Source organism: Nocardia sp. NPDC004718, assembly GCF_053601535.1.
Map to the genome: position 1 here is coordinate 152064 of NZ_JBSGCA010000007.1, position 22720 is coordinate 174783.

Genomic DNA, 22720 nt, shown 5'->3' on the forward strand with positions numbered 1-22720 from the left:
CCCCGCCCCTCGCTTGGCGTCCAATGGACCCCCCGGCGCCCGCCGACCCCTCCCTCCCGGCGTGATCGCGGCCCGCGGCGTATTCGCTCAGATCAAGCCGCCGTTGGCGCGAATGATCTGGCCGTTGACCCAGTGGCCGTGCGGGCCGGCCAGAAACGCCACCACGGCGGCGATGTCGGCGGGTGTGCCGAGTCGTTGCAACGGCACGGCCTCGGCGAGCCGCGCAATGGTGGCGTCGTCCTTCCCGTCCAGGAAGAGGTCCGTAGCGGTGGGCCCGGGTGCCACCGCGTTGACCGTCACGTCACGTCCGCGCAATTCGCGCGCCAGGATCAAGGTCAGCGCCTCGACGGCTCCCTTGCTGGCGGCGTAGGCCCCGTACGTCGGAAACGCGGCTCCGACGACCGAGGTCGAGAAATTGACGATCGCCCCGCCCGGTCGCAGCCGCCGCGCCGCCTGCTGGTCGACGACGAAAGTGCCGCGGATGTTGGTCCGGTGCAGGCTGTCGAGAACGGCCAGATCGAGTTCGGCCACCGGCGCGAGCTGCATCCGGCCCGCGGCGTGCACCACGACATCGACGCCGCCGAATTCGCTTTCGGCCCGGTCGAACACCGCGGCCATCGCGGACTCGTCCGCGACGTCCCCTTGGGCGGTGAGCGCCACGCCGCCCGCGCCGCGAATCTCCTCGGCGGCGCGGTCGGCTTCGGCGGCATTCGACGCGAAATTCAGGACGACGGCGAACCCGTCACCGGCGAGCCGTTCGGCGCACGCGCGGCCGATGCCACGAGAACCGCCGGTTACCACTGCGACTCGCCCACCGGCTGTGCTTGCCACGGGATGCTGTTCCTTCCGTTCATCGAAGTGATTCCGTAGCTCGACGTCACCGGGACGAACGACTGTGGACAGGCGCAGTGGCCCGGCGGCGTCGGTTTCCTAGGAGGGGCCAACTTAACAGCGTGACCACGCGAATTCGCCCGCCAACGCGCGAGTGGTGACGCGTAACCGGGTGCGCTCGGCGTCGGGCGGAATCAGTCGTGCACGGCGCGAAGGTTGCGGGCCAGCACTTCGACGCGATGGCGATGGAGCTGGGTGAATTCCTCAGGATGATGGATCTCCACACTCAGCCGTCCGGCGAAAGTGCTGATGACACAGGTGCCGCCGCCCGGTTGCTGCGGACGGCGGCCGGTCAGGTCCGGCTTCGCGAGCATGGTGGAGTGGAAGTCGTCGATGCGCAGCTCGTCCTGCTCGGGCAGCGGCGGGATAGTGCCCCAGTTGGTCGCGATGACCACGCCGGGCAAAGCCGGTCGCGGCGCCGCCGCCATGTCGGGGATGCTCAACGGCGTGCGTTGCACGATGCCCGCGGCCAGGCCCGCGTGCAGCGCCGCGCTGATGCCGCGGGCCGATTCCACCAGCGTGACGGCGGATTCGGGGGAAAGGTAATTGGCGAAACCGAGGACGTTCGTCCCTTCGGTGGCGGAGATTTCGGGGCTCACCCTGGTCCGCAGGTCGACGGAGTACAGGTAGAGCAGCCCGGTGAGCGGTAGCTCGCGGATCTCGGCTTCGGTCCGCAACAGCGCCGCCGACACCAGACCGTGCACCGTGACGTTCTCGCGATGTCCGAGGGCGGCCAGCGCCGCAGTCTCCTCTCGGGAGAGCAGGCATCGGGTGGTGTGCAGCGTCGGATAGTCGTCGTCGCGCGGCTGCGGTGCCTGCGGCGCGGTAGCAGCGGCCCCGGCGCCGGGCAGCGCCATCTTCTCGATGCCTCGCGCTGCGAGCAGATGCTCGACCGATTCGGGGAACGCGTGCACCGGCGACTCGGGGGTCTTTCCGCCGACCGCGTCTCGATACCCGGCCCAGAACTCGGTGACGATGGCGAACGCGTGGAACGCGTCCGCGATGCTGTGATGGATCACGAGGGTGACGCTCGCGGTGTCGCCGTCGCGTACCACGCACAGCCCACAGACGCCGGTGCGCTGGTCGAATTTCGCGCCGGTGAGAGCGAATTCGGTGTTGCCGTCGGCGACGAAGACCTGGGGTGCCGCGTCCGTCAGGGTGAAGACTCGACCGCCGTCGCCGGACGACTCGATGCGGGCGCGCAGAATGGGATGCGCCCGGGCGACTGCCTCGACGGCGGCTGTCAGCGCGGGCAGGTCCAACCGACCGGATACCCGTGCCGCATAACCGATGAAGACCTCGCCCGCGGCGAACATCTCCTCGCTCGGGGCCAGTCGGCGGATCACGTCGACCACGATGATGCCTTCCCTTCGCTCAGGGCGAAGACTAGCTCGAACAACGTTGCATGCGCGCATCATTCGCTCAAATAGGACGAACGGGACATGGACCGGAGCGAACCGGCCTTGCCGGAGCGGGGAAGTGGATCTGTCGGATGATCGGATCACCTGGATAAGCTCCCAGTGGTCGAAAGCGAGCGGAGCATGTTCTCAACCCCCGGCACCGAATCGGTCGCCGTCCGTCCGCACCGCGCCGTGGTCGTGCGATGACCCGCCGCGGGTGGGCCCTCTTCCTGGCGATGGGCGTGATCTGGGGCGTGCCGTACGCGATGATCCGCATCGCGGTGGAGGATCTCGACCCGATCGTGGTCGCGTTCGGCCGCACGCTGATCGGTGGCTTGCTGCTCCTGCCGGTCGCGCTCTACGCCGACGCGCTGGCGCCGGTGTTCCGGCGATGGCGGCCTCTGCTGCTCTACACCCTGGTGGAGATCACCGGGCCGTGGTTCCTGATCGGGTACGCCGAGACCACGCTGCACAGTTCGACGGTCGGCTTGCTGATCGCGGCGGTGCCGCTGATCGCCGTGGTGATCGTCACCGTGCTCGGCCACGACCGGTTCGACGCGCACCGAGTGGTCGGACTGCTCGTCGGGTTCGCGGGCGTCGCCGCGCTCGTCGGCTTGGATGTCGATTCGGGAAATCCGGCGGCGATCGCGGCGATCGGGCTGACCACGGTCGGTTACGCGGTCGGTCCGATCGTCATCAATCGCGCACTGGCCGATCTGCCCCCGCTCGGTGTGGTGACCGCATCGCTGCTGCTGGCGGCCGTGATCTACGCGCCGTTCGCGGGGTGGCTGCGCCCGTCGCGCATCACCGCCGACGCGGCCTGGTCGGTGCTCGGCCTCGCGGTGATCTGCACGGCCGTAGCGTTCCTGTTCTTCTTCGCGCTGATCGCCGAGGTCGGCCCGGCCCGTGCGACGGTGATCACCTACATCAATCCCGCGGTGGCGATCCTGCTCGGCGTCACGGCGCTCGGCGAGCCGCTGACCGCGGGCATGGCGGTCGGCTTCCCGCTGGTCATCCTAGGTTCCGTGCTGGGAACCGCGCGCGGTCGCGACACAGCGGCACGAGCGGACGCGCCCGCGGCGCCGGAGGCTGCCGCCCAATTACCCGAGAGGTGATCCCACAGCGCGTGGACACTGATCACCCGGCACCACGGCTACGAGGACAGCCTCCCCGTCGCCCAGGCATTCGATTCGGGGGAGTGAGCACGTAATACGCTGCTCCGGGTGCTGGATTCGACGGAAGACTTCGCAGACGAACACCCCGACGTGGCCGTCACCCGAGCCGCCTACGACGACGTCGCCGAGCTCTACACCGAGCTTTTCCGCCACCACCTCGCCGGTGCGGTGCTCGACCGGGCGATGCTCGGCGCCTTCGTGGAATCGGTGGCGGGCAACGGCTCCGGCCCCATCGCCGATGTCGGCTGCGGCCCGGGACGGATCACCGGACACCTCGCTGCGTTGGGGGCGCAGGTATTCGGGATCGATCTCTCGCCGCGAATGGTGGAGCTGGCCTGCGTGGAACATCCGCAGCTGCTTTTCGCGCAAGGTTCCGTAGAGCAGCTACCGATAAGCAACGAGGCGCTCGGCGGCATAGTCGCGTGGTATTCGTTGATTCACCTCCCACCGGATCGCGTGCCGCACGTGTTGAGCGAGTTCCATCGGGTACTCACAAGCAAAGGGCACGTGTTGCTGGCTTTCCAGACAGCCGACCAGCCCGACGCGGTGGAAGCCTTCGACCACAAGGTGACTCGCGCCTACCGGTGGGCGCCGAAGCGTCTCGCGCGTCTGCTCGGTGACGCCGGGTTCGCCATGATCGCTCGCATGGTGCGCGAGCCGGGTCCCGACGAGCGGTTCGGGCAGGCCTACCTGCTGGCCTCGAAGGTTCGGTGATTCACCGAACGCGGTCCGTCGCGCCCGGGTAGGTTTGTCGTGTCGCGGCGGTTTCATGGCTGCGCGGGCCCGCCGACAACGTGGTCGATTCGAACTCCGAACATCTTCACCATGTCGTCAGGGGGCGACTCATCATGGAATTCATCGCGCCGGTCGATGCCGTCTTCTTGCTCGCCGAATCCCGCGAACAGCCGATGCACGTGGGAGCGTTGCAGCTGTTCGAGCCGCCGGAGGACGCCGGAGCGGACTTCGCCGCACAAGTGCACGACAAGCTATTACGCAGCACCGACATCGATCCGGCCTTTCGCAAGCATCCCGCGACGATCTTCGGGTCCCCGCAGATGGCATGGACGCGCGCGGACGACGTGGAACTCGACTATCACGTGCGGCGGCTGGCTGTGCCCGGACCGGGGCGCATGGACCAGCTCGTGGAGCTGGTCTCCGGGCTGCACGGCAGTCTGCTCGACCGGCACCGCCCGCTATGGGAGTTCCACCTGATCGAGGGCCTCGCCGACGGCAGGTTCGCACTGTATTCGAAGATGCACCACGCGTTGATCGACGGTGTTTCCGCCCAGCGTCTGCTCCGGCGCACGCTGACCAGCGATCCGTCCTCGAGTGTCACGCACGTGCCGTGGCACCTGCCTCGGGGCAGGCGCAGGACGCCGTCCGGTACGAGTGGTGCGGCGCGAAACCTGTTCTCCGCAGCCACATCCGGCGCGTCGGTGCTGCGTGCCGCGCGCACCGCGCTGTCGCGGCAGCAGCTGACCCTGCCGTTCGCGGCGCCGCGCACCATGTTCAACGTCCCGATCGGCGGCGCGCGCCGTGCGGTGGTGCGGTCCTGGCCGTTGGAGCGGTTGCAGCAAGTGAAGAAGGCGACCGGCTCGACGCTCAACGACGTGGTGCTCACCATGTCGGCGGGCGCGCTGCGGCGCTACCTGCTCGAACGAGACGCCCTGCCGGACAAGCCGTTGGTCGCGATGGTGCCGATGTCGCTGCGCGCCGAGGACGACGAGGAGACCAACGGAGTGAAGGTCGGCGCGGTGCTGTGCAACCTCGGCACCGACATCGCCGATTCGCTGGAGCGCCTGCAGGTGGTCGCGGCGTCGATGCGCGACGGCAAGGACGTCTACCGCACGCTGTCGTGCAATCAGACGATGGCGCTGTCGGCACTGATGCTCAGCCCGCTCGCTCTCAATCTAGTGCCCGCGCTGATCCCGTGGACCAATCCGACCTTCAACATCGTCATCTCGAATGTGCCTGGCCCGCGGGAGCCGATGTACTGGAACGGCGCGCGTCTCGATGCGAGCTACCCGCTGTCGATCCCGTTCGACGGTCAGGCGGTGAACATCACGCTCACCTCCAACGCGGGCAATCTCGACTTCGGCCTGGTCGGCTGCCGTCGCAGTGTGCCGCAACTGCCCCGTCTGCTCGACCACCTGGAGGAGTCGCTCGCCGAACTGGAGCGCGCCATCGCCTGACCCGGCATCGCATTCCGCAGAAAACTAGAACGTGTTACTGTCGAGGCATGGTGCACAGGCCAGTCGAGGATGCCGCAGCCGCTTCATGGCGATATCAGCGGCTCGCGGTGGACTCGACGTGCGGCGACCAGGCCGGACCGAGCGCCACTTATGCAACTCGTTCTAGTACACCTGCGCCGCGCCGTTCGCGGCGGAGCAGTTAGGGAGACCAGCACGCCATGCGTACCGAAATCTGCGAACGGCTCGGGATCGAATTCCCCATCTTCGCCTTCACCCACTGCCGCGACGTGGCGGCCGCGGTCAGCAACGCGGGCGGACTCGGCGTGCTCGGCGCCGTCGGCTTCACCGCCGAGCAGCTCGAGGTCGAGTTGGCTTGGCTGGATGAGCACGTACAGGGCGTGTACGGCGTCGATCTGGTGATCCCCTCCAAGTACGAGGGCAAGGGCATCGATGGACTGAGCCCGGAAGAACTCGAGGCCAAGCTGGCCGAACTGGTCCCGCAGGGGCACCGCGACTTCGCCGAGAAGATCCTCGCCGACCACGGCGTGCCCAAGCTGCCCGAAGGCGAGCACCACAACCAGCTGCTCGGCTGGACCGCCACCACCGCAGGCCCGCAGGTGGAGGTGATTCTGCGGCACCCGAAGGCGAAGCTGGTCGCCAACGCCCTCGGCACCCCGCCCGAGGACGTGATCGAGCAGGTGCAGGATTCCGGCCGGTTGATCGGCGCGCTGTGCGGTTCGGTCAAGCACGCGCTCAACCACAAGCGTGCCGGCCTCGACTTCGTGGTCTGCCAGGGCACCGAGGGCGGCGGCCACTGCGGCGAGGTCTCCTCGATGGTGCTGTGGCCGCAGGTCATCGATGCCGTCGGCGACCTGCCCGTGCTGGCCGCGGGCGGCATCGGCAACGGCCGCCAGGTGGCCGCCGCGATGGCGATGGGCGCAGCGGGCGCGTGGACCGGCTCGGTGTGGCTCACCGTCGAGGAAGCCAACGTGCCGCCCGCCCAGATGCAGACCTACATCGACGCCACCAGCCACGACACCGTGCGTTCGCGCGCATGGACCGGCAAGCCCGCCCGCATGCTGCGCAATGACTGGACCGAGGCGTGGGAGCGGGCCGATACCCCCGACCCGCTGCCGATGCCGCTGCAGATGATGGTCGCGTTGGAAGGCGTGAAGCGCGGGCACCGTTATCCGGAGGCCGCCAAGGACGTCAACTTCAATCCGGTCGGCCAGATCGTCGGCATGATGAACCGGGTGGAGCGCTCCGCGGATGTGGTCAACCGCCTGATCCAGGAGTACGTCGAGGCGTGCGAGCGCCTCAACAAGCTCAACGGCGGGGCCTGAGTCCGGGCATCGATTCCGGACGGCGATGCCGTGCGGTAGGGCCGCGCGGGATCCGTCCGGTCGAGTCCGGGACGATCGCACCGGTGTAGCGGCGGCCACCCCTACGCCGGTGCGATCCCCGGTTCACGGCTTCGGGCCGAACTCGACCCCGCGACCCAGAAGCACTCGGTCACGCCGCTGAAACCCTGTCCCGTAGACGATTTCGTGGTGGTCGGCGCGGTGCACAGCGGCACGAAACACCCACGCGAGCCGCGGCCGATTCATCCCATTTGACCCATTAGCGTCTGGGACAGATGCCCTCAGGGAACGCGACGTCCCAGCTGATTTATGCGCAGCGAGCGGATGGTCGGCGAAAATCGTCCCAGACGCACTGTGCAGTGTACGAAAAGACTAGGCGGTGGCGGCCTGGTTCACGTCAGCGCTCTCCTCGACGCCGACCACCAATTCCTCGAAGCGGGCGATGACCTTCTCGTGGTACATGCCGAACAGATCCTCGAACAGCGCCAGCTGAGCCTCGCTCGGCCCCGAGCCGGAATCCCATACCGCGGCCAGCGCCCGCCAGACCAACACGTGCAGATCCGGCGCGCCCGCGAAATACGCCTCGACCGCCTCCGGCACCTCGAGCACCGTCTCACCGATCGAGTTCAAGATCGCCCGCTGCATGGGGAGACCGAGCGTGGTCAGCAGTCTGCGCACCAGTGCGACCTCGAGCGCCAGCATCTGCCGCAGATCCGGAACCTGCTGACGCGCCAGGGATTCCAGCTCGTCGATGGCGGATTTCAGTTCGGCCGAATCGATCCGCTGTTCACCACCGGTGTAGGCGAGCAGCGTCTCGAGCACGAGATCGCGCTCGACGTCCACGATGTCGCGGAACATCTCCATCGCGATGTCCGGCATGGGAATCGAGAATCGGAACAGCTGGCGGTACACGTCCACCCCGCCCGCCTCCCGCACGTCACGGATCGTGAATCCCTTGCCGCGCCGGGCTTCGACGAAACCGTACGACTCCAGCCTGCCCAGCGTCAGCTGCGCCGTCGCGCGGTTCATATCGAATTCCTCGGCGACCTGACGCACCGACGGCATGAGATCCCCCGGCTGATATTCCCCCGCGGCAACCCGGCGCGCCAGCTCGTCGGCAACGTCGGCGACCACCGTCTGGGATCCCATCGAAGTCACCTTTCGACTACGTTCGAACACGTCCCAGACAGTCTAAGCCCTACTGTCGGGTACTGCACCTGTGTCACACTTGTGCCCGCGACTGTGAGGTGAGTCATGACCATCCGGCCCATCGGAGAGCGCCCCGAGCCGGGGGCCACAGGCAAACGATCCCGGCTCTTCGCGTCGCGTTCCCATGATAAACCGCCTGTTCACGGCGCTGTTCGCGGCGCGAAACTGGCCGCGCTGCCGATGGCCTTCGCGGGGCGCCAGGCCGCGGGCATCGGCAGGCGGGCGCTCGGCAGATCGGCCGAAGAAGTCAATCGGGACATTCAGCTCCGCACCGCGCAGCACATCTTCGAGGTGCTCGGCGAGCTGAAAGGCTGCGCCGCGAAGCTGGGGCAACTGCTGGCCATCTACGAGTTGGCGCTGCCGCGGGAGGTGGCCGAGCCGTACCGGATCGCGCTCAGCAGGTTGCAGGACGCCGCGCCCGCGATGCTGCCGCACACCGTCCGCGCTGCCATAGCCGAAAGCATGGGGCCGGAATGGCATTCGCACTTCCGCGAATTCGATGATCGACGCGCCGCCGCGGCCTCGCTCGGGCAGGTGCACCGCGCGATCTGGCACGACGGCAGACCGGTCGCGGTCAAGGTGATGTATCCCGGCGGCAGGCAGGCGGTGGCCCGCGATTTGGACCACCTGCGCCGGATCTCCTATCTCGCCACGGTTTTCCTGCCGGGAGCGGACGTGAAGTCGGTGACCGAAGCGATCTGCGCGTCGGTCGCCGGGGAACTCGACTATGCGGCGGAAGCCGAGCATCAGCGCGCCTTCGCCGCGGCCTATGCGGATGATCCCGACTTCTATGTGCCGAATGTGGTTGCGCAGCATGGTGACGTGCTGATCAGCGAATGGATCGATGGCACACCCGTACCGCGCGTCGTCGCCGCGGGCACGCAGGCCGAGCGTGACCGGGTGGGCATGCTCATGGTCCGCTTCGTGACCTCCGGCTGGGCTCGCCACGGCCTGCTGTACGCCGATCCTCATCCGGGCAACTTCCGCGTGCTGCCGGACGGCCGGCTCGGCGTCATGGATTTCGGCGCGTGCAGCCCTTGGCCTCCCGCGGGTTTCGGCGAACTGACGCTCGACTGCTGTAAAGCGATATTCCGAGGCGGGCCAGTTGATCTGGCGGACGCCACGCGCAGACACGGCTTCGTGGCGAACGGACTCGCTCTCGACAGTGATGCGCTCTACGCCGCCATCACTCCCTGCGGTGAACCCTTCCGGCACGAGACCTACCGTCTGACCACCCGCTGGTTGCGGCGACAAGTGTTGCGCACCACCAATCCTCGATTGACCAATGTGGTCCGGCAGCTGACCATGCCCGCCTACTTCACGCCGTTCGCCCGCTCGTTCCTCACGCTCGTGGGCGTGCTCGGTCAGCTGGAGACCGAAGGTCCTTATCGCGACGAGATCGTCCGTTGGGTACCGGAATTGAGCGAAGCGTTCGTCTCGGACGAGGTGCCGAGAGCCGGTTCGCCGGCACTGGAGCTGGACTCCGCACGGAGACGGCTGGCAGAGGCGGGCAAGCGGGGAATGCCGATCGAGTAATTTCGGTCACGGTGGGGGCGCAAATGATTTCGGTGCCATGCCGGGTCGGTGTACCCGAATTCGAAATAGTGGCTTATTCTGTCTGGGACAGATCAGATCTGTACGCTCCGGAATCGAGGTGTCACCGCGACAGCCACGCGAGCCACTGCGGAGCGATGAGCGCTGCGAGCTCCTCGTAACCCGCGGCCCCTGGGTGCGCCCCGTCGCCCGCGCGCACCTCGGCGGCCCACACCGCGCTGTCGCGCAGTGACTGGTGCACGCGCACGTACGGCACCTCCGACGCGGCGCAGACCTGCGCGAATCGCTCGTCCAGCGCGGCGGTGCGGGCATTGTGCTCTTCGTCGGCGATCGGCGGCGGAGCGACCATCAGCACCGGCCAACCTCGCTCGCCCGCCTGCGCGAGCAACTCGCCGAGGTTGGCCGCCGACTCGTCGGGCGCGACCCGCGGACCGCCGTTCTCGTGCATGGCATCGTTCACGCCGAAGGAGAGCACGACCCGCGCGTCCACGCCCTCCGGCAGGCGGGGCGCGCATTCGGCGCGGAAGCGCCGCACGATCTCGGCCGAGGTCTGTCCGCGCACCCCGAGGTTGTAGGCCGTCAGCGGAATCCCTTGCGCATGTGCCGCGGACGCGAGCCTGCCCGCCCACCCCCGAAAATCCGGGTCGCCGACACCGGCGACGAACGAATCGCCGACGAAACACACACGCAGATCCCGGCTCACCCCCGTGATCCTTGCAGGGCCGAGACCGGCCCGCGTGTCCGGGTACGGGCAATATGATCACGGCGGTTCGACCGGGAGGGAGTAATGGTGACAACCGAGCCGGAGCTCGCGACACCGCCGGTTCCGCAGTGGTTCGCAGAGATTTTCGCCCACCGACGCTGGATCCGGCGCAGCAGGCCCTTTCCGCACGTGTACGCCCGCGACGTCTTCGTTCCCGAGTTCTATCAGCGGTTGACCGAGCAACTGGAGCAGGTTCGCGGCAAGCGCCCCGACCTGGTCGCCCCGGTCGCCGACGGCTACAGCGCCGGCGGAATTCGGCTGGAGGACCTACGCGACGGCCCGCTCGCGGTGTTCACCTCACGTGAGTGGCACGACCTGGTCGCCCGGCTCGGGGGTGTCGAACCGACCGGCGATGTCGAAGGATCGGTGCACCACCACGGATCGGGCAGCCCGTTCGGCCGCCCGCACAACGATCTCAACCCGGCCTGGTTCCCCGGCCCGCCGCCCGGTCCCGGCGAAGTACGCCTGCCCGACGCCACCGTGCACACCAAGACCGGGGCACGCGCGACCGGCGTCGTCGCGCGCGAGACCGTGCGCGGCGTCGCGGTGCAGTTCTATCTGGGCAATCCGGGATGGCAGCCGGGCGACGGCGGCGAGACCGCGCTGTACGACCACGTCGCCCAGGGAGCCGCGCCGCAGTCGGTATCCCTCGTCCCGCCGCTGGACAATTCGCTGCTGCTGTTCGAGGTCACCCCGCGCACCTGGCATACGTTCGCGGGCAACAACATCAACGACCGCAACAGCGTGCTGATGTGGGTGCACCGCACCAAGGCGGACGCCGAACGGCGCTGGGGAGGAGACAAGATTGTCCACTGGTGAACGCCGCGTCTGCCTGCTCACCGGTGCGAGCGGCACACTGGGCGACGCGTTCTGCCAGGCCTACTACCGCGACTACGACATCGTCGCCGTGTGCCGCACGCGCACGCCCGCGGTGCCGTCGCAACTGGAGTGGTACATCGATCCGCTGGCGCCGGACGCGACCGTGCCCGAGAACGATTCCCGTGTGTTCGTGGTGCGGTCGGATCTGACCGAGCCGGGTGAAGTGGAACGGGTGATCGACCTGGCGCTGGCCCGGTTCGGCGGAGTCGACCTGCTGGTGAACAACGCGGCGCACGTCCGGCTGCATCCGGGCGGCATCGTCGACGGCGACGCAGCGCTGGACGACTTCGATCCGCACTTCGCGCTGAACGTAGCGGTACCCCTGCGTCTTTCGGCGCGGCTGGCGCAACGATGCTGGTTGCACGCGGGCCCCGAGAATCGCGCGCGCAACCGCAACATCGTCAATGTCTCGAGCATCTCCGGCTCGGAGGTCTACCCGGCACAGACGCTGTACTCCGCGTCGAAAGCCGCGCTCAACCAGCTGACCCGCAATATCGCCGCCGAGTTCGCCGAGTTCGGGGTGCGCGCGAACGCGATCGCCCCGACCACTTTTCCGGCCCTGGTCCCCACCGAGCAGGTCGCGCGGGCGATCGTCGAGCTGGACGCGAGCGCGGTGTCCGGTGGGGTGTACGGGGTCGGTGTCGAGCCGGAACGGGCAGCGGGCTCCTCGCTCCGGCTCGCAGAACCGTGACCGCCTGACTATTCGGTCGAGGTGAGCCCGGTGGCCCGCTCGGACAGCGTCCAGAGCCGTCGCGCGAGATCGGCATCGAGCGCCTGCTTGTTGCGCGGCGGCTCCAGTCGGAAACGATGGAAGTACTGGCCGTTGATCGCCGCGCCGTCGGTGGTCGTGGCCAAATGCACCAGCGGCTCGGCGCCCTTCTCCGGCTGGATGAAGAACGGGCGCGCCAGCGGAGACCGGACGAACCAGCCGAAGCCGAGCGGCGCGTTGTCGTAGACATGGGTCGCGACCACACCGGGATGAAAGGCCGCGGTGGTGATGCCGGTGCCCTCGGTGCGGCGGGCCAGTTCCCTGGTGAACAAGATGTTCGCCAGTTTGGACGCGCCGTACGCGCCGAGCGGGTTGAACGAGCCGGTCGACGCGTTGGCCGTGGCCAAGTCCAGCTTCGCCATCCGGTAGGTCGTGCTCGCGGTGTTCACCACCCGGGCCCGCGATCGGGTCAAACGCTCCAGCAGCAGGTTGGTCAGCAGGAACGGCGACAGGTGATTGACCTGGAAGGTGAGTTCGTTGCCGTCGTCGGTGACCGTCCGCTTGGGCCACGCGCCGCCCGCGTTGTTGGCCAGCACGTCGATCGTCGGGTACCGGTCGAGCAGTTGGTCGGCCAGCTTGCGCACGTCGTCGAGCCGGGCGAAGTCGGCGACGAACGGCTGCGCGCCCGCCTTCGCCGCCACCTCGGCGGTGCGCTCCGGGGATCGGCCGACGACGGCGACGGTGGCGCCGCGAGCCGCGAGCCGCTGCGCCGCCGCGGCGCCGATGCCCGAGCTCGCGCCGGTCACCACCACCGTCTTTCCGGTGAGGTCTTGGTCCTGTGTCTGTTCCTGCGCTGCCATCGCTGCCTCTCGCGGATCGGTTTACCTGACCCGATCGTCATCGGCTCGCGCGGGTTCGGCAAGCACCGACGCGCTGGAGTAGTGCTCGGCGATCTCGTCGCTGGTGGTCAGCCACACTCCCGGGTGGCCCGCCACGTATTCGAGCGCTTCGTCCAGGTATTTGATCCGGAACGCCTGCCCGATCACGAACGGGTGCAGGGCCAGCGCCATGACCCGCCCGCTGTCGGCCGACTCGGCGTAGAGCTGGTCGAACTGATCGCGGACGATACGCACGAAGTCCGGTCCGCTGGTGGCTTTGCCGAGGAACAGTGTGTTGTCGTTGAGTTCCACCGAGTAAGGGACACTGAGCACGCCGGGTACCGACAGGGGATAGGGCTGGTCGTCGTTGGTCCAGTCGAGGACGTAGCCGAGGCCGAGTTCGGCCAGCAGCGACGGGGTGCGGAAGGACTCGGTGAGCGCGGGCCCCATCCAGCCGCGCGGCCTGCGTCCGGTCGCGCGCTCGATGGTCGCGACCACATCGGCGAGGTAGGCGCCCTCCTCCTCAGCCGGAACGTCCGGCTGAAAGATCGAGTTGTTCTTCCCGTGCGCGAGCCACGCCCAGTCCCGCCGTACACCCGCCGCGATGATCTGCGGATACCGCTCGGCGACATCGGAATTGAGCAGCGCGCTGGCCCGGACACCGTGCCGGTCGAGCACATCGATCAGCCGCCAGATGCCCACCCGAGGTCCGTAATCACGCCAGCCGTAGTTCAGCGGATCCGGCGCGAGCCCGGCAGTACCGGGAAAGATGCTCGTGGACGGCCGGTCCACCCGATAGTGCTCGACATTGAGCCCGACATAGAACGCGACCCTGGCACCGCCGGGCCACCGCAACGGCGGACGATCGACGATCGGGCTGTACTCGAAGAGTTCGTTGTCCATGCCCTCATGCTGAAACTTGACACTAATGTGAGGATCAACCTCGACCGTGAGTGATGTCCGGCACAGTGCACAGCCCAGCGGGGACAGCGGCGGGGTTCCGCGAGCCGGATCGTGCGCACCAGCCGGTATCGTGCAGCGAACGTAACAACAGATTTCGTACGCCCATGGGTAACTCACCGGGTACGCCCAGAAGGGGAGCGGCGCTCGACGCAGGACCTGAACGCGGGTCTCGCGGCTCCCAACCAGTACGGCCCGAATACCCGGAGAGGCGGGCGAGCAGGACCTGAACGGGGTCTCGCGGGCTCCGACCAGTACGGCCTGAATACCCGGAGAGGCGGGCGAGCATGCGAGTGGACGGGCGGGAGATCCCGGTCACGGGGAGCCTGCTACAGCCGCTGATCCGACGCACGAGCGACATCGTCCGGGTCGTCCTCGCAACGCTGTGGGTGGCGGTCGTGATCGCGGCCTCACTGATCACCCGCCCGGAATGGCTGGCCCTGGAACGCTCGGTCTCCACCATCGTCGGTTTCCTCAATCCGGACCAGTCGAACCTGGTGTATCTGGTCTACGGCATGGCGATTCTCGCACTGCCGTTCGCGATCCTGATCGAGCTGATCATCGGCAGGCAGTGGAAGCTGCTCGCGGGCTACGCCGCGGCCGGGGCGGTAGCGGGATTGCTGTTGTCCATCACCGGCACCGGCCTCTCCGCGCCGAAATGGCATCTGCAGGTACCCGACCGGTTGGACACCTTCCTGTCCCAGTTCCTCGACGATCCGCGCTGGATCGCGATGATCGCCGCGATGCTCACCGTGGCCAGCCCGTGGCTGCCAACCCGCCCGCGGCGCTGGTTGTGGTTCCTGCTGCTGGCGTTCGCGCCGATCCACCTCGTGGTCAGCACCGTGGTACCCGCCCGGGCGATGTTCGGGCTCGCGGTCGGCTGGCTGGTCGGCGCGGTGATCGTGCTCGTGGTGGGCACGCCCGCGCTGGAGGTCCCGCTCGACGCGGCCGTGCGGGTGCTCGCCGAACGCGGCCACACGGTCACCGGGTTCACCGTGGTGCATCCGGCGGGCCGCGGTCCGTTGGTGCTCGCCGCCGCCATCGAAGGGCCGGAACGCGAGCTGCTCGTCGAGATGTTCGGCAAGAACCAGCGCAGCTTCGGCGCGCTGCGCCAGCTGTGGCGCTGGCTGACCTTCCGCTCCAGCGAAACCGCGGCCATCCACGGTTCCATGCACCGCGCGGTCGAGCATCGCGCGCTCATGGCGATCGCCGTCGCCGACCTGGGGCTCGGCAGCTGCACCCCCGTCGCGGTCGCCGCGCTGTCGCGCGGCTGGATACTGTACGCGCGCACCCAGCCGTGCGGCACGGCGATCACCGAACAGTCCGCCGAAGTGCTGCCCGGGGTGTGGCGGGCGCTGGACACTCTGCAACGGAAACAGATCTCACACGGCGACCTGCGGCCGGTCGACATCCGTGTGGCCGACGGCGTCACGCTGTTCGGCGGCTTCGGCAACGCCGAATACGGAGCGTCGGACGCGCAACTGCAATCCGACATCGCCCAGTTGCTGGTGACGACCACCGCGACGTTCGGCAAAGAGCCCGCCGTGCGTGCGGCGATCGAAACCCTGGGCGAGGCGCGGGTGCTCGCCGCGGCGAGCCGGTTGACCAAGTCGGCCATACCGACCGGTATCCGCAAAGCGGTCCCGGAATGGAAGACCGCGCTGTCCGACGCCCGCGACGAGGTGCGCAAACAGACCGGTCAGGACCGGATCGAAGCCGAGCAGATCACCCGGTTCTCCCGCAACCAGATCATCCAGTTGGTCCTGCTGATCGGGCTGGTGTACGTGGCCTACCCGTTCATCAGCGCGGTGCCGACCTTTTTCACCCAGCTGCGCACGGCGAACTGGTGGTGGGCGCTGCTCGGGCTGCTCGTCTCCGCCCTGACCTACGTCGGCGCGGCGGCGGCGCTGTGGGCCTGTGCGTTCGGCGCGGTGAACATCCGGAATCTGCTCATCATGCAGGTCGCCAATACTTTCGCCGCGACCACCACGCCGGCGGGCGTCGGCGGACTCGCGTTGAGCGTACGGTTTCTGCAGAAGTCCGGTATCGGCACGGTGCGCGCCACCGCCGCGGTCGCGCTGCAACAGGCGGTGCAGGTGATCACGCATGTCGGCCTGCTGCTCGCGTTCAGCATCCTGGCGGGCACCTCGACGGACCTGTCGCATTTCGTCCCGCACGCCACGGTGCTGTATCTGCTCGCGGGCGTCGGCGTCGGCATCGTCGGCGCGTTCATGTTCGTGCCGAAACTGCGCCGCTGGCTGAACGACGCGGTGCGGCCGCAGTTGCAGGAGGTGATCAGCGAACTCGCCGACCTGGCCCGCGATCCCAAACGTTCCGCGGTGATCATCGGCGGATGCGCGGCGCTCACCGTCGGTATGGCGGGCGCGCTGTGGGCCAGCGTGCAGGCGTTCGGCGGCGGCACCACCTTCATCACCGTCACGATCGTCACCATGATCGGCGGCACGCTGGCCGCGGCCGCGCCGACCCCGGGCGGTGTCGGCGCGGTCGAGGCGGCGCTGATCGGTGGTCTGGCCGCCTTCGGCCTGCCCGCGAACATCGCGGTGCCCTCGGTGCTGCTCTACCGCGTACTCACCTGCTGGCTTCCGGTGTTCTGCGGATGGGGCGCCATGCGCTGGCTGGCTGAGAAGGACCTGATCTAAGCGGCGGTCTCGCCTGGCTTGTTCGCCAGCAACACGGCGGTCGCGGGGCGGACTACGACGAATTCGACTTTTTCGAAACCGTTCGCGCGCAGATCGTCTCGATACCGACGGATATCGATGCCCGCCAGTGGATCACCGTGGTCGTGATCGGCATCGTGGGTGCGGTGCGCCGCGAACCTCGCCATGACGCGCACCACGGTGGAGAGCAACGGATCGCTCGGCAGCGTGTCGGCGAGCAGCAGCCGACCGCCCGGGCGCAATACCCGGAACATCTGCGCGATGGCGTCGGCACGGTGCGACGCGGGGATGTGATGCATCGCGAAGGTCGAGGTCACGAGATCGGCGGACGCGTCGGGCAGCGGAAGATTCTGTGCCGTACCGATTTCGAACCGGCAATTGGCCAGGTCATGTGAGCGCGCGGTCGCGTAGTCGATCATCTGCGGCGACGGATCGACGCCGGTGACCCGGCCGACGCGGCGAGCGAGCAGGCGAGCGAGATCGCCCGGACCACAACCGACATCGACGACCTCGGCGCCGGCGGCGGGACGAGCCAGCTCGGCGAGCCGGGCGTTCAGGCGGTTCGCCCGGCCGAGCAGAAGCGCGGCTTTGAGGGCTCGGTAGCGGCGCGGTTGGGTGAGCAGCACGCCGACGTCGGGGCGGCCATTCGTGGCAGACTGGCGTTCGTTTCCGGACATGAGTTCAGGATCTGCCGATATGGCCGCGCCGACCAGGATCAATGCCACGGAAACCGTCCGTAACCGGACGCGTACGAGACATTTGTCCGGGAGGCACCGTGCCGGAAGAACAGGACAGCGCCGATCGCCGGGTCCGGCGCACCAGGGCCTCGCTGCATCGGGCGCTGATCGAGCTCATGGTCGAAGGCGCCTACGACCGGATCACCGTCCGCGACATCCTCGAGCGCGCGGACGTCGGGCGGTCGACGTTCTACACCCACTACCGGGACAAAGACGATCTGCTGCTGCGCAGCAGCACCGACTACCTGCGCGCGGCCATGACCGCGGCGGAGACCGACGCGGACGCTCCCGAACCGCTCGCGCCGGTGCGCACGCTGTTCGAGCTGGCCGCCCGTCACCCGGAGATCTACCGGGCGCTGCTCGGCCGCAAGAGCGGCACCGTGCTACTGCGCACCACGCGGGTGATGGTCGCGCAGATCCTCGCCGAGCGACTGCGCGACCGGCTGGCGATGCCGGAAGACGAGTTCGCGACCACCGTGACGTTCCTGTCCTGGGGTGTCGTCGGCCTGCTCGGCGCGATCGCGGAAGGACACCCACCGCTCTCGGCCGATGAGGCATACCAGCAGGTGGTCCGCCTCATCGGTGCAGGGTTGGCCGGACGGAGTGCGTGACCGCCCCTCCCTGCCGACCACCTTGTCGGTGTGCGCCGGGGCGGCCACCGGTGGCGATCGTGAAAACGGCTCAGCCGCTGATCAGTTCCAGCGCATCCGCGGCGCGCACACTGCCCGCGGTGACGAGTTCGAGGTTGGCCAGGGCGGCGCCGTGCGCTTCGGGGGTGGCGGCGGTCACGCAGTCGGCTACCGGGTACACGGTGAAGCCGAGATCGGTGCCGTGCCGTGCGGTCTGCTCGACGGTCAGGTTGGTGGCGACGCCAGTGACGAAGAGCGTCTCGATCCCTTGATCGGCCAACCATTCCGGCAGTTTGCTCCCCGCCAGGCCGGAGAGTTTCTGATTGTCGAAGACTTCCGTCGGCTGCGCCGCCATCTCCGGAATGATCGCGGCGCCCGGTGATTCCGGCCGGAACTCGGTCTGCGCCGCGCCGACCGAGCGCATGAATCCGGTGTTGCGCACCAGTTCACCCTCGCCGATCGGAATGGTGAACCGGGTGAAGACGACCGGCAGCCGCGCCGCGAGCGCCGCGGCGTGAAAGTCCGTCGCCCGTGCCACGACGCCCGAAGCCGCCACGGGCGCGGCCAGCATGGGACCGAAGAACCCCTCCGGCCGAATGACATTCACCTGCCAGTGCAGCGCCAGCACGGCGGCGCGGATGCGTCGGATCGCCATGCGACGACCTTACGCATTCGCGCCCGCGCGCATTGTCCGATTCACGTGAAACCGAAACGCACCGCACGCTCAGGACGAATAGTCCTTGCGCAACTGGACTTTGACCACTTTGCCGCTCGCATTGCGCGGCAGCTCGGCAAGCAGCACCAGCTCCTTGGGGTGCTTGTAGCGCGCGAGGTTCTCGTTGAGGAACGGCTCCAACTCGGTCAAGGTCAGCTCGTCGTCCGGGTTGTGCAGGGCGACCACCGCGACCGGCACCTCACCCCACTTCTCGTGCGTGCGGCCCACCACCGCGGCCTCCCGGATCTTCGGGTGCGCGAACAGGACGTTCTCCACCTCGGCGCAGTAGATGTTCTCGCCACCGGAGATGATCATGTCCTTCTTGCGGTCCACGACGTAGACGAAGCCCTCTTCGTCCTGGCGGACCAGGTCGCCGGAGTGGAACCAGCCGCCCGCGAAGGCCTCGGCGGTGGCTTCCGGCTTGTTCCAGTAGCCCTGCATGAGCGTGAGGCCGCGATAGACGATCTCGCCCACTTCGCCGGGCGCGACGTCGTTCATCTCGTCGTCGACGATGCGCGCCTGGATGGTGGGGATCACCTTGCCGACCGAGCCGAGCTTGCGGATGGCGTCCTTGCCCTCCAGCACGCAGGTGATCGGCGACATCTCCGTCTGGCCGAACACCGCGACGTTGAACGAGTTCGGGAAGCACTCGGCCATCGCGCGCAGCACGGTGTCGGAGGCGGGCGCGGCGCCCCAGCTGAGGACCTCGAGCGCGAGCTTGCGATCCTTCACCGTCGGATGGTCGCAGACCAGCTGCCACTGCGCGGGCACGCAGAACGCGGAGGTGGCCTGCTCGCGCTCCAGCGCGTCCAGGAACTCACCGGCGTCGAAGGCGCCGAGCGGATGCAGCACCGTCTTCGAGCCGAGCAGGAAGGCGGGCGCGAGGCTACCGAGACCGGCGATGTGGAACAGCGGCGAGGTGCACAGCCCGATCGAGTCCGGTTCCAGCGCCAGCGCTCGGATGCAGGTCAGCGCCTGCGCGTTCATATTCGCGTGGGTCAGCACCGCGCCCTTCGGGCTGCCGGTGGTGCCCGAGGTGTACATGATCAGGCTGGGGGTGTCCTCGGGGATGTCCGGCGGGGTGTGCGGCTCACCCGATTCGGCGATCAGGTCGTCGTAGCCGATGACGCCGTCCTCGGACGCGCCGCCGATCACCACCAGGGTCTCCAGGGCGGGCGCCTGCGCTCGCACGGCGGCGGCCAGCGGCCGCAGCACGGTATCGGTGACGACCGCCTTGGCCCCGCTGTCGCCGACGATATAGGCGACCTCCGGCGGCGTGAGCCGGAAGTTGACCGGGACCGCGATCGCGCCCAGCGCGTTGATGCCGAACACGGCCTCGAGGTATTCCGGGTAATTCAGCGCCAGGATCAGCACCCGGTCGCCGAACCCGACGCCACGGCGCGCCAGTCCGTCGGCGAACTTCAGCGACCGCTCGTGCAACTGCCGCCAGGTCGTGTCCACGCCACGGAACCGGATCGCGACCGCGTCCGGGCGCATCTGCGCGTGCACGGCGATCTGGTTGTTCCAGTGATTACGCCGCGACCTGATCGGCTCGTCGAGCGCTGCTGCCCCGGTGGTCATTGCCACGAACTCCTCTCGGACCGTCATCGGCCCGCCGGGTTGTCCGACGGCGGCGACGGGCTGAATCGCGTGCAGAATAGCAACTAACTTAAACGCCCGGCAAGAGATTGCGGAATGAATCCGGGTTAATCGGCCCGGATGTGGGGCCCGGTCCGGCTTGAAGTCTTCTAGCAGTATATTTGACCTCCTGCCGAGCGGTTGCGAAGTGGAAACGGCAGCGGTGAAGATCACCAAATATGCGAACCACGGCTCACTTGTGAGTTGAAGACGGGCCGATTCTCGTGTCACCATCGACCCGAACGGGCGAACCGGCACGCCCGCGCGAGACATAGGAGAAGCGCAATGCTGCGAACCAGGTTCACCGAGAAGTTCGGGGTGCAACACCCGATCGTGCAGGGCGGCATGATGTGGGTCGGGCGGGCCGAACTCGTCGCGGCCGTCGCCAACGCGGGCGGGCTCGGCTTCATCACGGCGCTGACCCAGCCGACCCCGGACGACCTGCGCCGCGAGATCGCGCGCACCAGGGAACTCACCGACAAGCCGTTCGGCGTGAACGTCACCATCCTGCCGTCGATCAATCCGCCGCCGTACGCGGAATACATGCGGGCGATCATCGACAGCGGCGTCGAGATCGTCGAAACGGCAGGCAGCAACCCCGAACCGTTCCTGCCCTACTACAAGGACGCGGGCATCAAGGTGCTGCACAAGTGCACCAGCGTGCGGCACGCGCTGAAGGCCGAGCGGATCGGCGTGGACGGAGTGAGCATCGATGGCTTCGAATGCGCGGGCCACCCCGGTGAGGACGACGTCCCCGGCCTGGTGCTCATCCCGGCCGCCGCACGGGAGCTGAGCATCCCGATGATCGCCTCCGGCGGCATCGCCGACGCCCGCGGCCTGGTCGCCGCGCTCGCCCTCGGCGCGGACGGCGTCAACATGGGCACCCGGTTCTTGTGCACGCAGGAGTCCTCGATCGATCAGAAGGTCAAGGAGAAGATCGTCGCGAACTCCGAGCGCGACACCCAGCTCATCTTCCGCACCATGCGCAACACTGCGCGGGTGGCGGACAACGAGATCAGCCGCAAGGTCGTCGAGATCGAGAAGTCCGGCGGCACCTTCGACGACGTGCGAGACCTGGTGGCGGGCGCGCGCGGCCGCCGGGTGTTCGAGGAAGGCGATCTGGACGCGGGCATCTGGTCGGTCGGCCTGTGCCAGGGCCTGATCCACGACATCCCGACCTGCGCCGAGCTGATCGGGCGGATGGTCACCGAGGCCGAGGAGCTGATCACGGCCCGTCTGGCCGAAACCGTGGTGGTCGGCTGACGGCGGTTACTCGGCCGCGCGGGCGGTGACGGCCGCGTAGTCGTGGCTCGCGACGAGTTCGATGCCGTCGGGCAGCGCGTGCAGGCGATGGATCGTGGTGAAGGCGGCGTCCCGGTCGGCGTCGAACAGCTTGCCGGGCATCGGCGCCTTCTCCCGCAGCAGCTCCACCTGCAACTTGCTCCAGACGGCGTCGCCGGCGAACAGCACGCGGCTGCCGTCGTCCACCGCGAGCAGCACGCCAATGCTGCCCGGCGTGTGGCCCGCGAGATCGACCAGCAGCACCGAGCCGTCACCGAACAGGTCCTTGCTGCGCGGGAAGGTCAGCACGGGCGGTCCGTCCAGCTCGAAGCGGTCGAAACTGCGCCCACGCAGCGGTCCGCGCGCCACACCGGCCGGTGCGTGCGCGCCACCCATCGCCCAGTCGTACTCGACTCCCGGCAATCGGATCTCGACCGAGGCGGGCAGCTCCAGCAGGCCCGAGACGTGATCCCAGTGCAGATGGGTCGGCACCACGAAATCGATGTCCTCGCCCGCGACATCGTGCGCGGCGAGCGCGTCGGACAACCCGAGCACCGGTTTGTCCGGCGCGACGAGCAGCGGCACCGGGAACGGCAATTCGGGCAGCACGCGTTCGTGCACGCCCGCACACAGGGCCGGGTCGACCAGGAACCGCGCCTTCGGATGCTCGACCAGGAACGCCGCCATCGACAGCCGCATCTCCCGCAGGCTGCGCACGCCCTCGGCCACGATCGTGGTCGGCGCCGACATGGTGGCCTGGATGAGTACGGTCAGCCGGACCGTGGCGCTCGCGGCGGGCGGCGGCAGCGCTTCGAGGTTCGCCAGCAGGGCGGTGTCGGGGCGGCGCGGCCGCAACAACCGGCCCGGCGTGGCCGCCAGCGCGGCGCAGCAGCGCAGCAGGGTGGGCAGAGTCGGCGTGCGCTCGGCACGGGTGGCGGCACCGCTGTCCGGTTCGGTCACGGTGCCACCGTATGTGATCACGCCGGTTCGCGAAAGAGCCGGGCAGGCAGCGGATATGCGACGTTGCTCCGGGCGGTTTCTGCGGCATAATCGCGGGGGTACCGTTCTCGA

At 68.3% G+C, this 22720-nt stretch carries 20 protein-coding genes; 10 read left to right on the plus strand and 10 right to left on the minus strand.

Annotation, left to right across the window (positions count from 1 at the left end):
- Positions 1-87: 87 nt before the first annotated feature.
- Entirely contained in the window at positions 88-831 is a 744-nt protein-coding gene (locus ACWEH3_RS08095; protein ID WP_450019077.1) for an SDR family oxidoreductase, read from the minus strand.
- A gap of 194 nt (positions 832-1025) precedes the next feature.
- Positions 1026-2246 (minus strand): phthiocerol/phthiodiolone dimycocerosyl transferase family protein, encoded by a 1221-nt coding sequence (locus ACWEH3_RS08100; RefSeq protein WP_450019079.1) that lies wholly within the window; start codon positions 2244-2246, stop codon positions 1026-1028.
- Between the two features lie 248 nt (positions 2247-2494).
- On the opposite strand from ACWEH3_RS08100, the gene ACWEH3_RS08105 reads away from it, so the two are divergent.
- The 4 genes from ACWEH3_RS08105 to ACWEH3_RS08120 all read left to right on the plus strand — a co-directional run bounded on the left by ACWEH3_RS08105 (position 2495) and on the right by ACWEH3_RS08120 (position 7001).
- The gene (locus ACWEH3_RS08105; RefSeq protein WP_450019081.1) at positions 2495-3406 is read left to right on the plus strand and encodes a DMT family transporter; all 912 of its coding nucleotides are present in this window, start codon (positions 2495-2497) and stop codon (positions 3404-3406) included.
- 108 nt (positions 3407-3514) lie between these two features.
- Positions 3515-4180, plus strand: coding sequence for a class I SAM-dependent DNA methyltransferase (locus ACWEH3_RS08110; protein WP_450019083.1), 666 nt, complete (start codon positions 3515-3517; stop codon positions 4178-4180).
- Between the two features lie 134 nt (positions 4181-4314).
- Positions 4315-5658, plus strand: a complete 1344-nt coding sequence (locus tag ACWEH3_RS08115; protein ID WP_450019085.1) for a WS/DGAT/MGAT family O-acyltransferase — start codon at positions 4315-4317, stop codon at positions 5656-5658.
- 218 nt (positions 5659-5876) lie between these two features.
- Positions 5877-7001: an NAD(P)H-dependent flavin oxidoreductase gene (locus ACWEH3_RS08120; RefSeq protein WP_450019087.1), complete on the plus strand. Its 1125-nt coding sequence runs from the start codon at positions 5877-5879 to the stop codon at positions 6999-7001.
- Positions 7002-7391: 390 nt separating this feature from the next.
- On the opposite strand, the gene ACWEH3_RS08125 is transcribed toward ACWEH3_RS08120, so the two are convergent.
- Positions 7392-8168, minus strand: a complete 777-nt coding sequence (locus tag ACWEH3_RS08125) for a GntR family transcriptional regulator (RefSeq protein WP_450019089.1) — start codon at positions 8166-8168, stop codon at positions 7392-7394.
- A 105-nt stretch (positions 8169-8273) separates the two neighbouring features.
- On the opposite strand from ACWEH3_RS08125, the gene ACWEH3_RS08130 reads away from it, so the two are divergent.
- Positions 8274-9764 (plus strand): ABC1 kinase family protein, encoded by a 1491-nt coding sequence (locus tag ACWEH3_RS08130; protein WP_450019091.1) that lies wholly within the window; start codon positions 8274-8276, stop codon positions 9762-9764.
- Positions 9765-9885: 121 nt separating this feature from the next.
- On the opposite strand, the gene ACWEH3_RS08135 is transcribed toward ACWEH3_RS08130, so the two are convergent.
- Positions 9886-10485, minus strand: a complete 600-nt coding sequence (locus tag ACWEH3_RS08135; RefSeq protein ID WP_450019093.1) for a DUF459 domain-containing protein — start codon at positions 10483-10485, stop codon at positions 9886-9888.
- Positions 10486-10569: 84 nt separating this feature from the next.
- Between ACWEH3_RS08135 and ACWEH3_RS08140 the strand changes: the two genes are divergently transcribed.
- Both ACWEH3_RS08140 and ACWEH3_RS08145 read left to right on the plus strand, forming a co-directional pair.
- Positions 10570-11364: a 2OG-Fe(II) oxygenase family protein gene (locus ACWEH3_RS08140; RefSeq protein ID WP_450019095.1), complete on the plus strand. Its 795-nt coding sequence runs from the start codon at positions 10570-10572 to the stop codon at positions 11362-11364.
- The gene (locus ACWEH3_RS08145) at positions 11351-12115 is read left to right on the plus strand and encodes an SDR family NAD(P)-dependent oxidoreductase (protein ID WP_450019097.1); all 765 of its coding nucleotides are present in this window, start codon (positions 11351-11353) and stop codon (positions 12113-12115) included. Before ACWEH3_RS08140 ends, ACWEH3_RS08145 begins: the two co-directional genes overlap by 14 nt.
- Positions 12116-12123: 8 nt before the next feature.
- On the opposite strand, the gene ACWEH3_RS08150 is transcribed toward ACWEH3_RS08145, so the two are convergent.
- On the minus strand, positions 12124-12993 hold the full coding sequence (locus ACWEH3_RS08150) for an SDR family NAD(P)-dependent oxidoreductase (protein ID WP_450019099.1): 870 nt from the start codon (positions 12991-12993) through the stop codon (positions 12124-12126).
- A gap of 21 nt (positions 12994-13014) precedes the next feature.
- Positions 13015-13914 carry a polysaccharide deacetylase family protein gene (locus ACWEH3_RS08155; protein ID WP_450019101.1) on the minus strand — a complete coding sequence of 300 codons (900 nt, stop codon included), beginning with the start codon at positions 13912-13914 and terminating at the stop codon, positions 13015-13017.
- 344 nt (positions 13915-14258) lie between these two features.
- Here ACWEH3_RS08155 and ACWEH3_RS08160 point away from each other — a divergent pair, with 344 nt between their 5' ends.
- On the plus strand, positions 14259-16631 hold the full coding sequence (locus ACWEH3_RS08160; protein WP_450019103.1) for a lysylphosphatidylglycerol synthase domain-containing protein: 2373 nt from the start codon (positions 14259-14261) through the stop codon (positions 16629-16631).
- On the opposite strand, the gene ACWEH3_RS08165 is transcribed toward ACWEH3_RS08160, so the two are convergent.
- A complete protein-coding gene (locus ACWEH3_RS08165; protein WP_450019105.1) occupies positions 16628-17326 on the minus strand; it encodes a class I SAM-dependent methyltransferase in 699 nt (232 codons plus the stop codon). The two genes, ACWEH3_RS08160 and ACWEH3_RS08165, sit on opposite strands and share 4 nt — an antisense overlap.
- A 98-nt stretch (positions 17327-17424) precedes the next feature.
- On the opposite strand from ACWEH3_RS08165, the gene ACWEH3_RS08170 reads away from it, so the two are divergent.
- Positions 17425-17997, plus strand: a complete 573-nt coding sequence (locus ACWEH3_RS08170; RefSeq protein WP_450019107.1) for a TetR/AcrR family transcriptional regulator — start codon at positions 17425-17427, stop codon at positions 17995-17997.
- A 70-nt stretch (positions 17998-18067) separates the two neighbouring features.
- Here ACWEH3_RS08170 and ACWEH3_RS08175 read toward each other — a convergent pair whose 3' ends face one another.
- Together ACWEH3_RS08175 and fadD5 are read right to left on the minus strand one after the other, a co-directional pair.
- Complete coding sequence (locus tag ACWEH3_RS08175; RefSeq protein WP_450019109.1) at positions 18068-18670, minus strand: cysteine hydrolase; 603 nt, start codon at positions 18668-18670, stop codon at positions 18068-18070.
- Between the two features lie 69 nt (positions 18671-18739).
- A complete protein-coding gene (fadD5, locus tag ACWEH3_RS08180) occupies positions 18740-20311 on the minus strand; it encodes a fatty-acid--CoA ligase FadD5 (RefSeq protein WP_450019111.1) in 1572 nt (523 codons plus the stop codon).
- Between the two features lie 342 nt (positions 20312-20653).
- Here fadD5 and ACWEH3_RS08185 point away from each other — a divergent pair, with 342 nt between their 5' ends.
- Positions 20654-21631, plus strand: coding sequence for an NAD(P)H-dependent flavin oxidoreductase (locus tag ACWEH3_RS08185; protein ID WP_450019113.1), 978 nt, complete (start codon positions 20654-20656; stop codon positions 21629-21631).
- Between the two features lie 6 nt (positions 21632-21637).
- Here the strand turns inward: ACWEH3_RS08185 and ACWEH3_RS08190 are convergent, their stop codons facing one another.
- A complete protein-coding gene (locus tag ACWEH3_RS08190) occupies positions 21638-22609 on the minus strand; it encodes an MBL fold metallo-hydrolase (protein WP_450019115.1) in 972 nt (323 codons plus the stop codon).
- Positions 22610-22720 lie beyond the last annotated feature (111 nt).

Bases quoted from the DNA above. Each gene is read 5' to 3' on its own strand.
- ACWEH3_RS08105 (WP_450019081.1), top strand. From the start codon at position 2,495: ATGACCCGCCGCGGGTGGGCCCTCTTCCTGGCGATGGGCGTGATCTGG.
- ACWEH3_RS08115 (WP_450019085.1), top strand. From the start codon at position 4,315: ATGGAATTCATCGCGCCGGTCGATGCCGTCTTCTTGCTCGCCGAATCC.
- ACWEH3_RS08120 (WP_450019087.1), top strand. From the start codon at position 5,877: ATGCGTACCGAAATCTGCGAACGGCTCGGGATCGAATTCCCCATCTTC.
- ACWEH3_RS08125 (WP_450019089.1), bottom strand. From the start codon at position 8,168: ATGGGATCCCAGACGGTGGTCGCCGACGTTGCCGACGAGCTGGCGCGC.
- ACWEH3_RS08130 (WP_450019091.1), top strand. From the start codon at position 8,274: ATGACCATCCGGCCCATCGGAGAGCGCCCCGAGCCGGGGGCCACAGGC.
- ACWEH3_RS08140 (WP_450019095.1), top strand. From the start codon at position 10,570: ATGGTGACAACCGAGCCGGAGCTCGCGACACCGCCGGTTCCGCAGTGG.
- ACWEH3_RS08150 (WP_450019099.1), bottom strand. From the start codon at position 12,993: ATGGCAGCGCAGGAACAGACACAGGACCAAGACCTCACCGGAAAGACG.
- ACWEH3_RS08155 (WP_450019101.1), bottom strand. From the start codon at position 13,914: ATGGACAACGAACTCTTCGAGTACAGCCCGATCGTCGATCGTCCGCCG.
- ACWEH3_RS08160 (WP_450019103.1), top strand. From the start codon at position 14,259: ATGCGAGTGGACGGGCGGGAGATCCCGGTCACGGGGAGCCTGCTACAG.
- ACWEH3_RS08165 (WP_450019105.1), bottom strand. From the start codon at position 17,326: ATGTCCGGAAACGAACGCCAGTCTGCCACGAATGGCCGCCCCGACGTC.
- ACWEH3_RS08175 (WP_450019109.1), bottom strand. From the start codon at position 18,670: ATGGCGATCCGACGCATCCGCGCCGCCGTGCTGGCGCTGCACTGGCAG.
- fadD5 (WP_450019111.1), bottom strand. From the start codon at position 20,311: ATGACCACCGGGGCAGCAGCGCTCGACGAGCCGATCAGGTCGCGGCGT.
- ACWEH3_RS08185 (WP_450019113.1), top strand. From the start codon at position 20,654: ATGCTGCGAACCAGGTTCACCGAGAAGTTCGGGGTGCAACACCCGATC.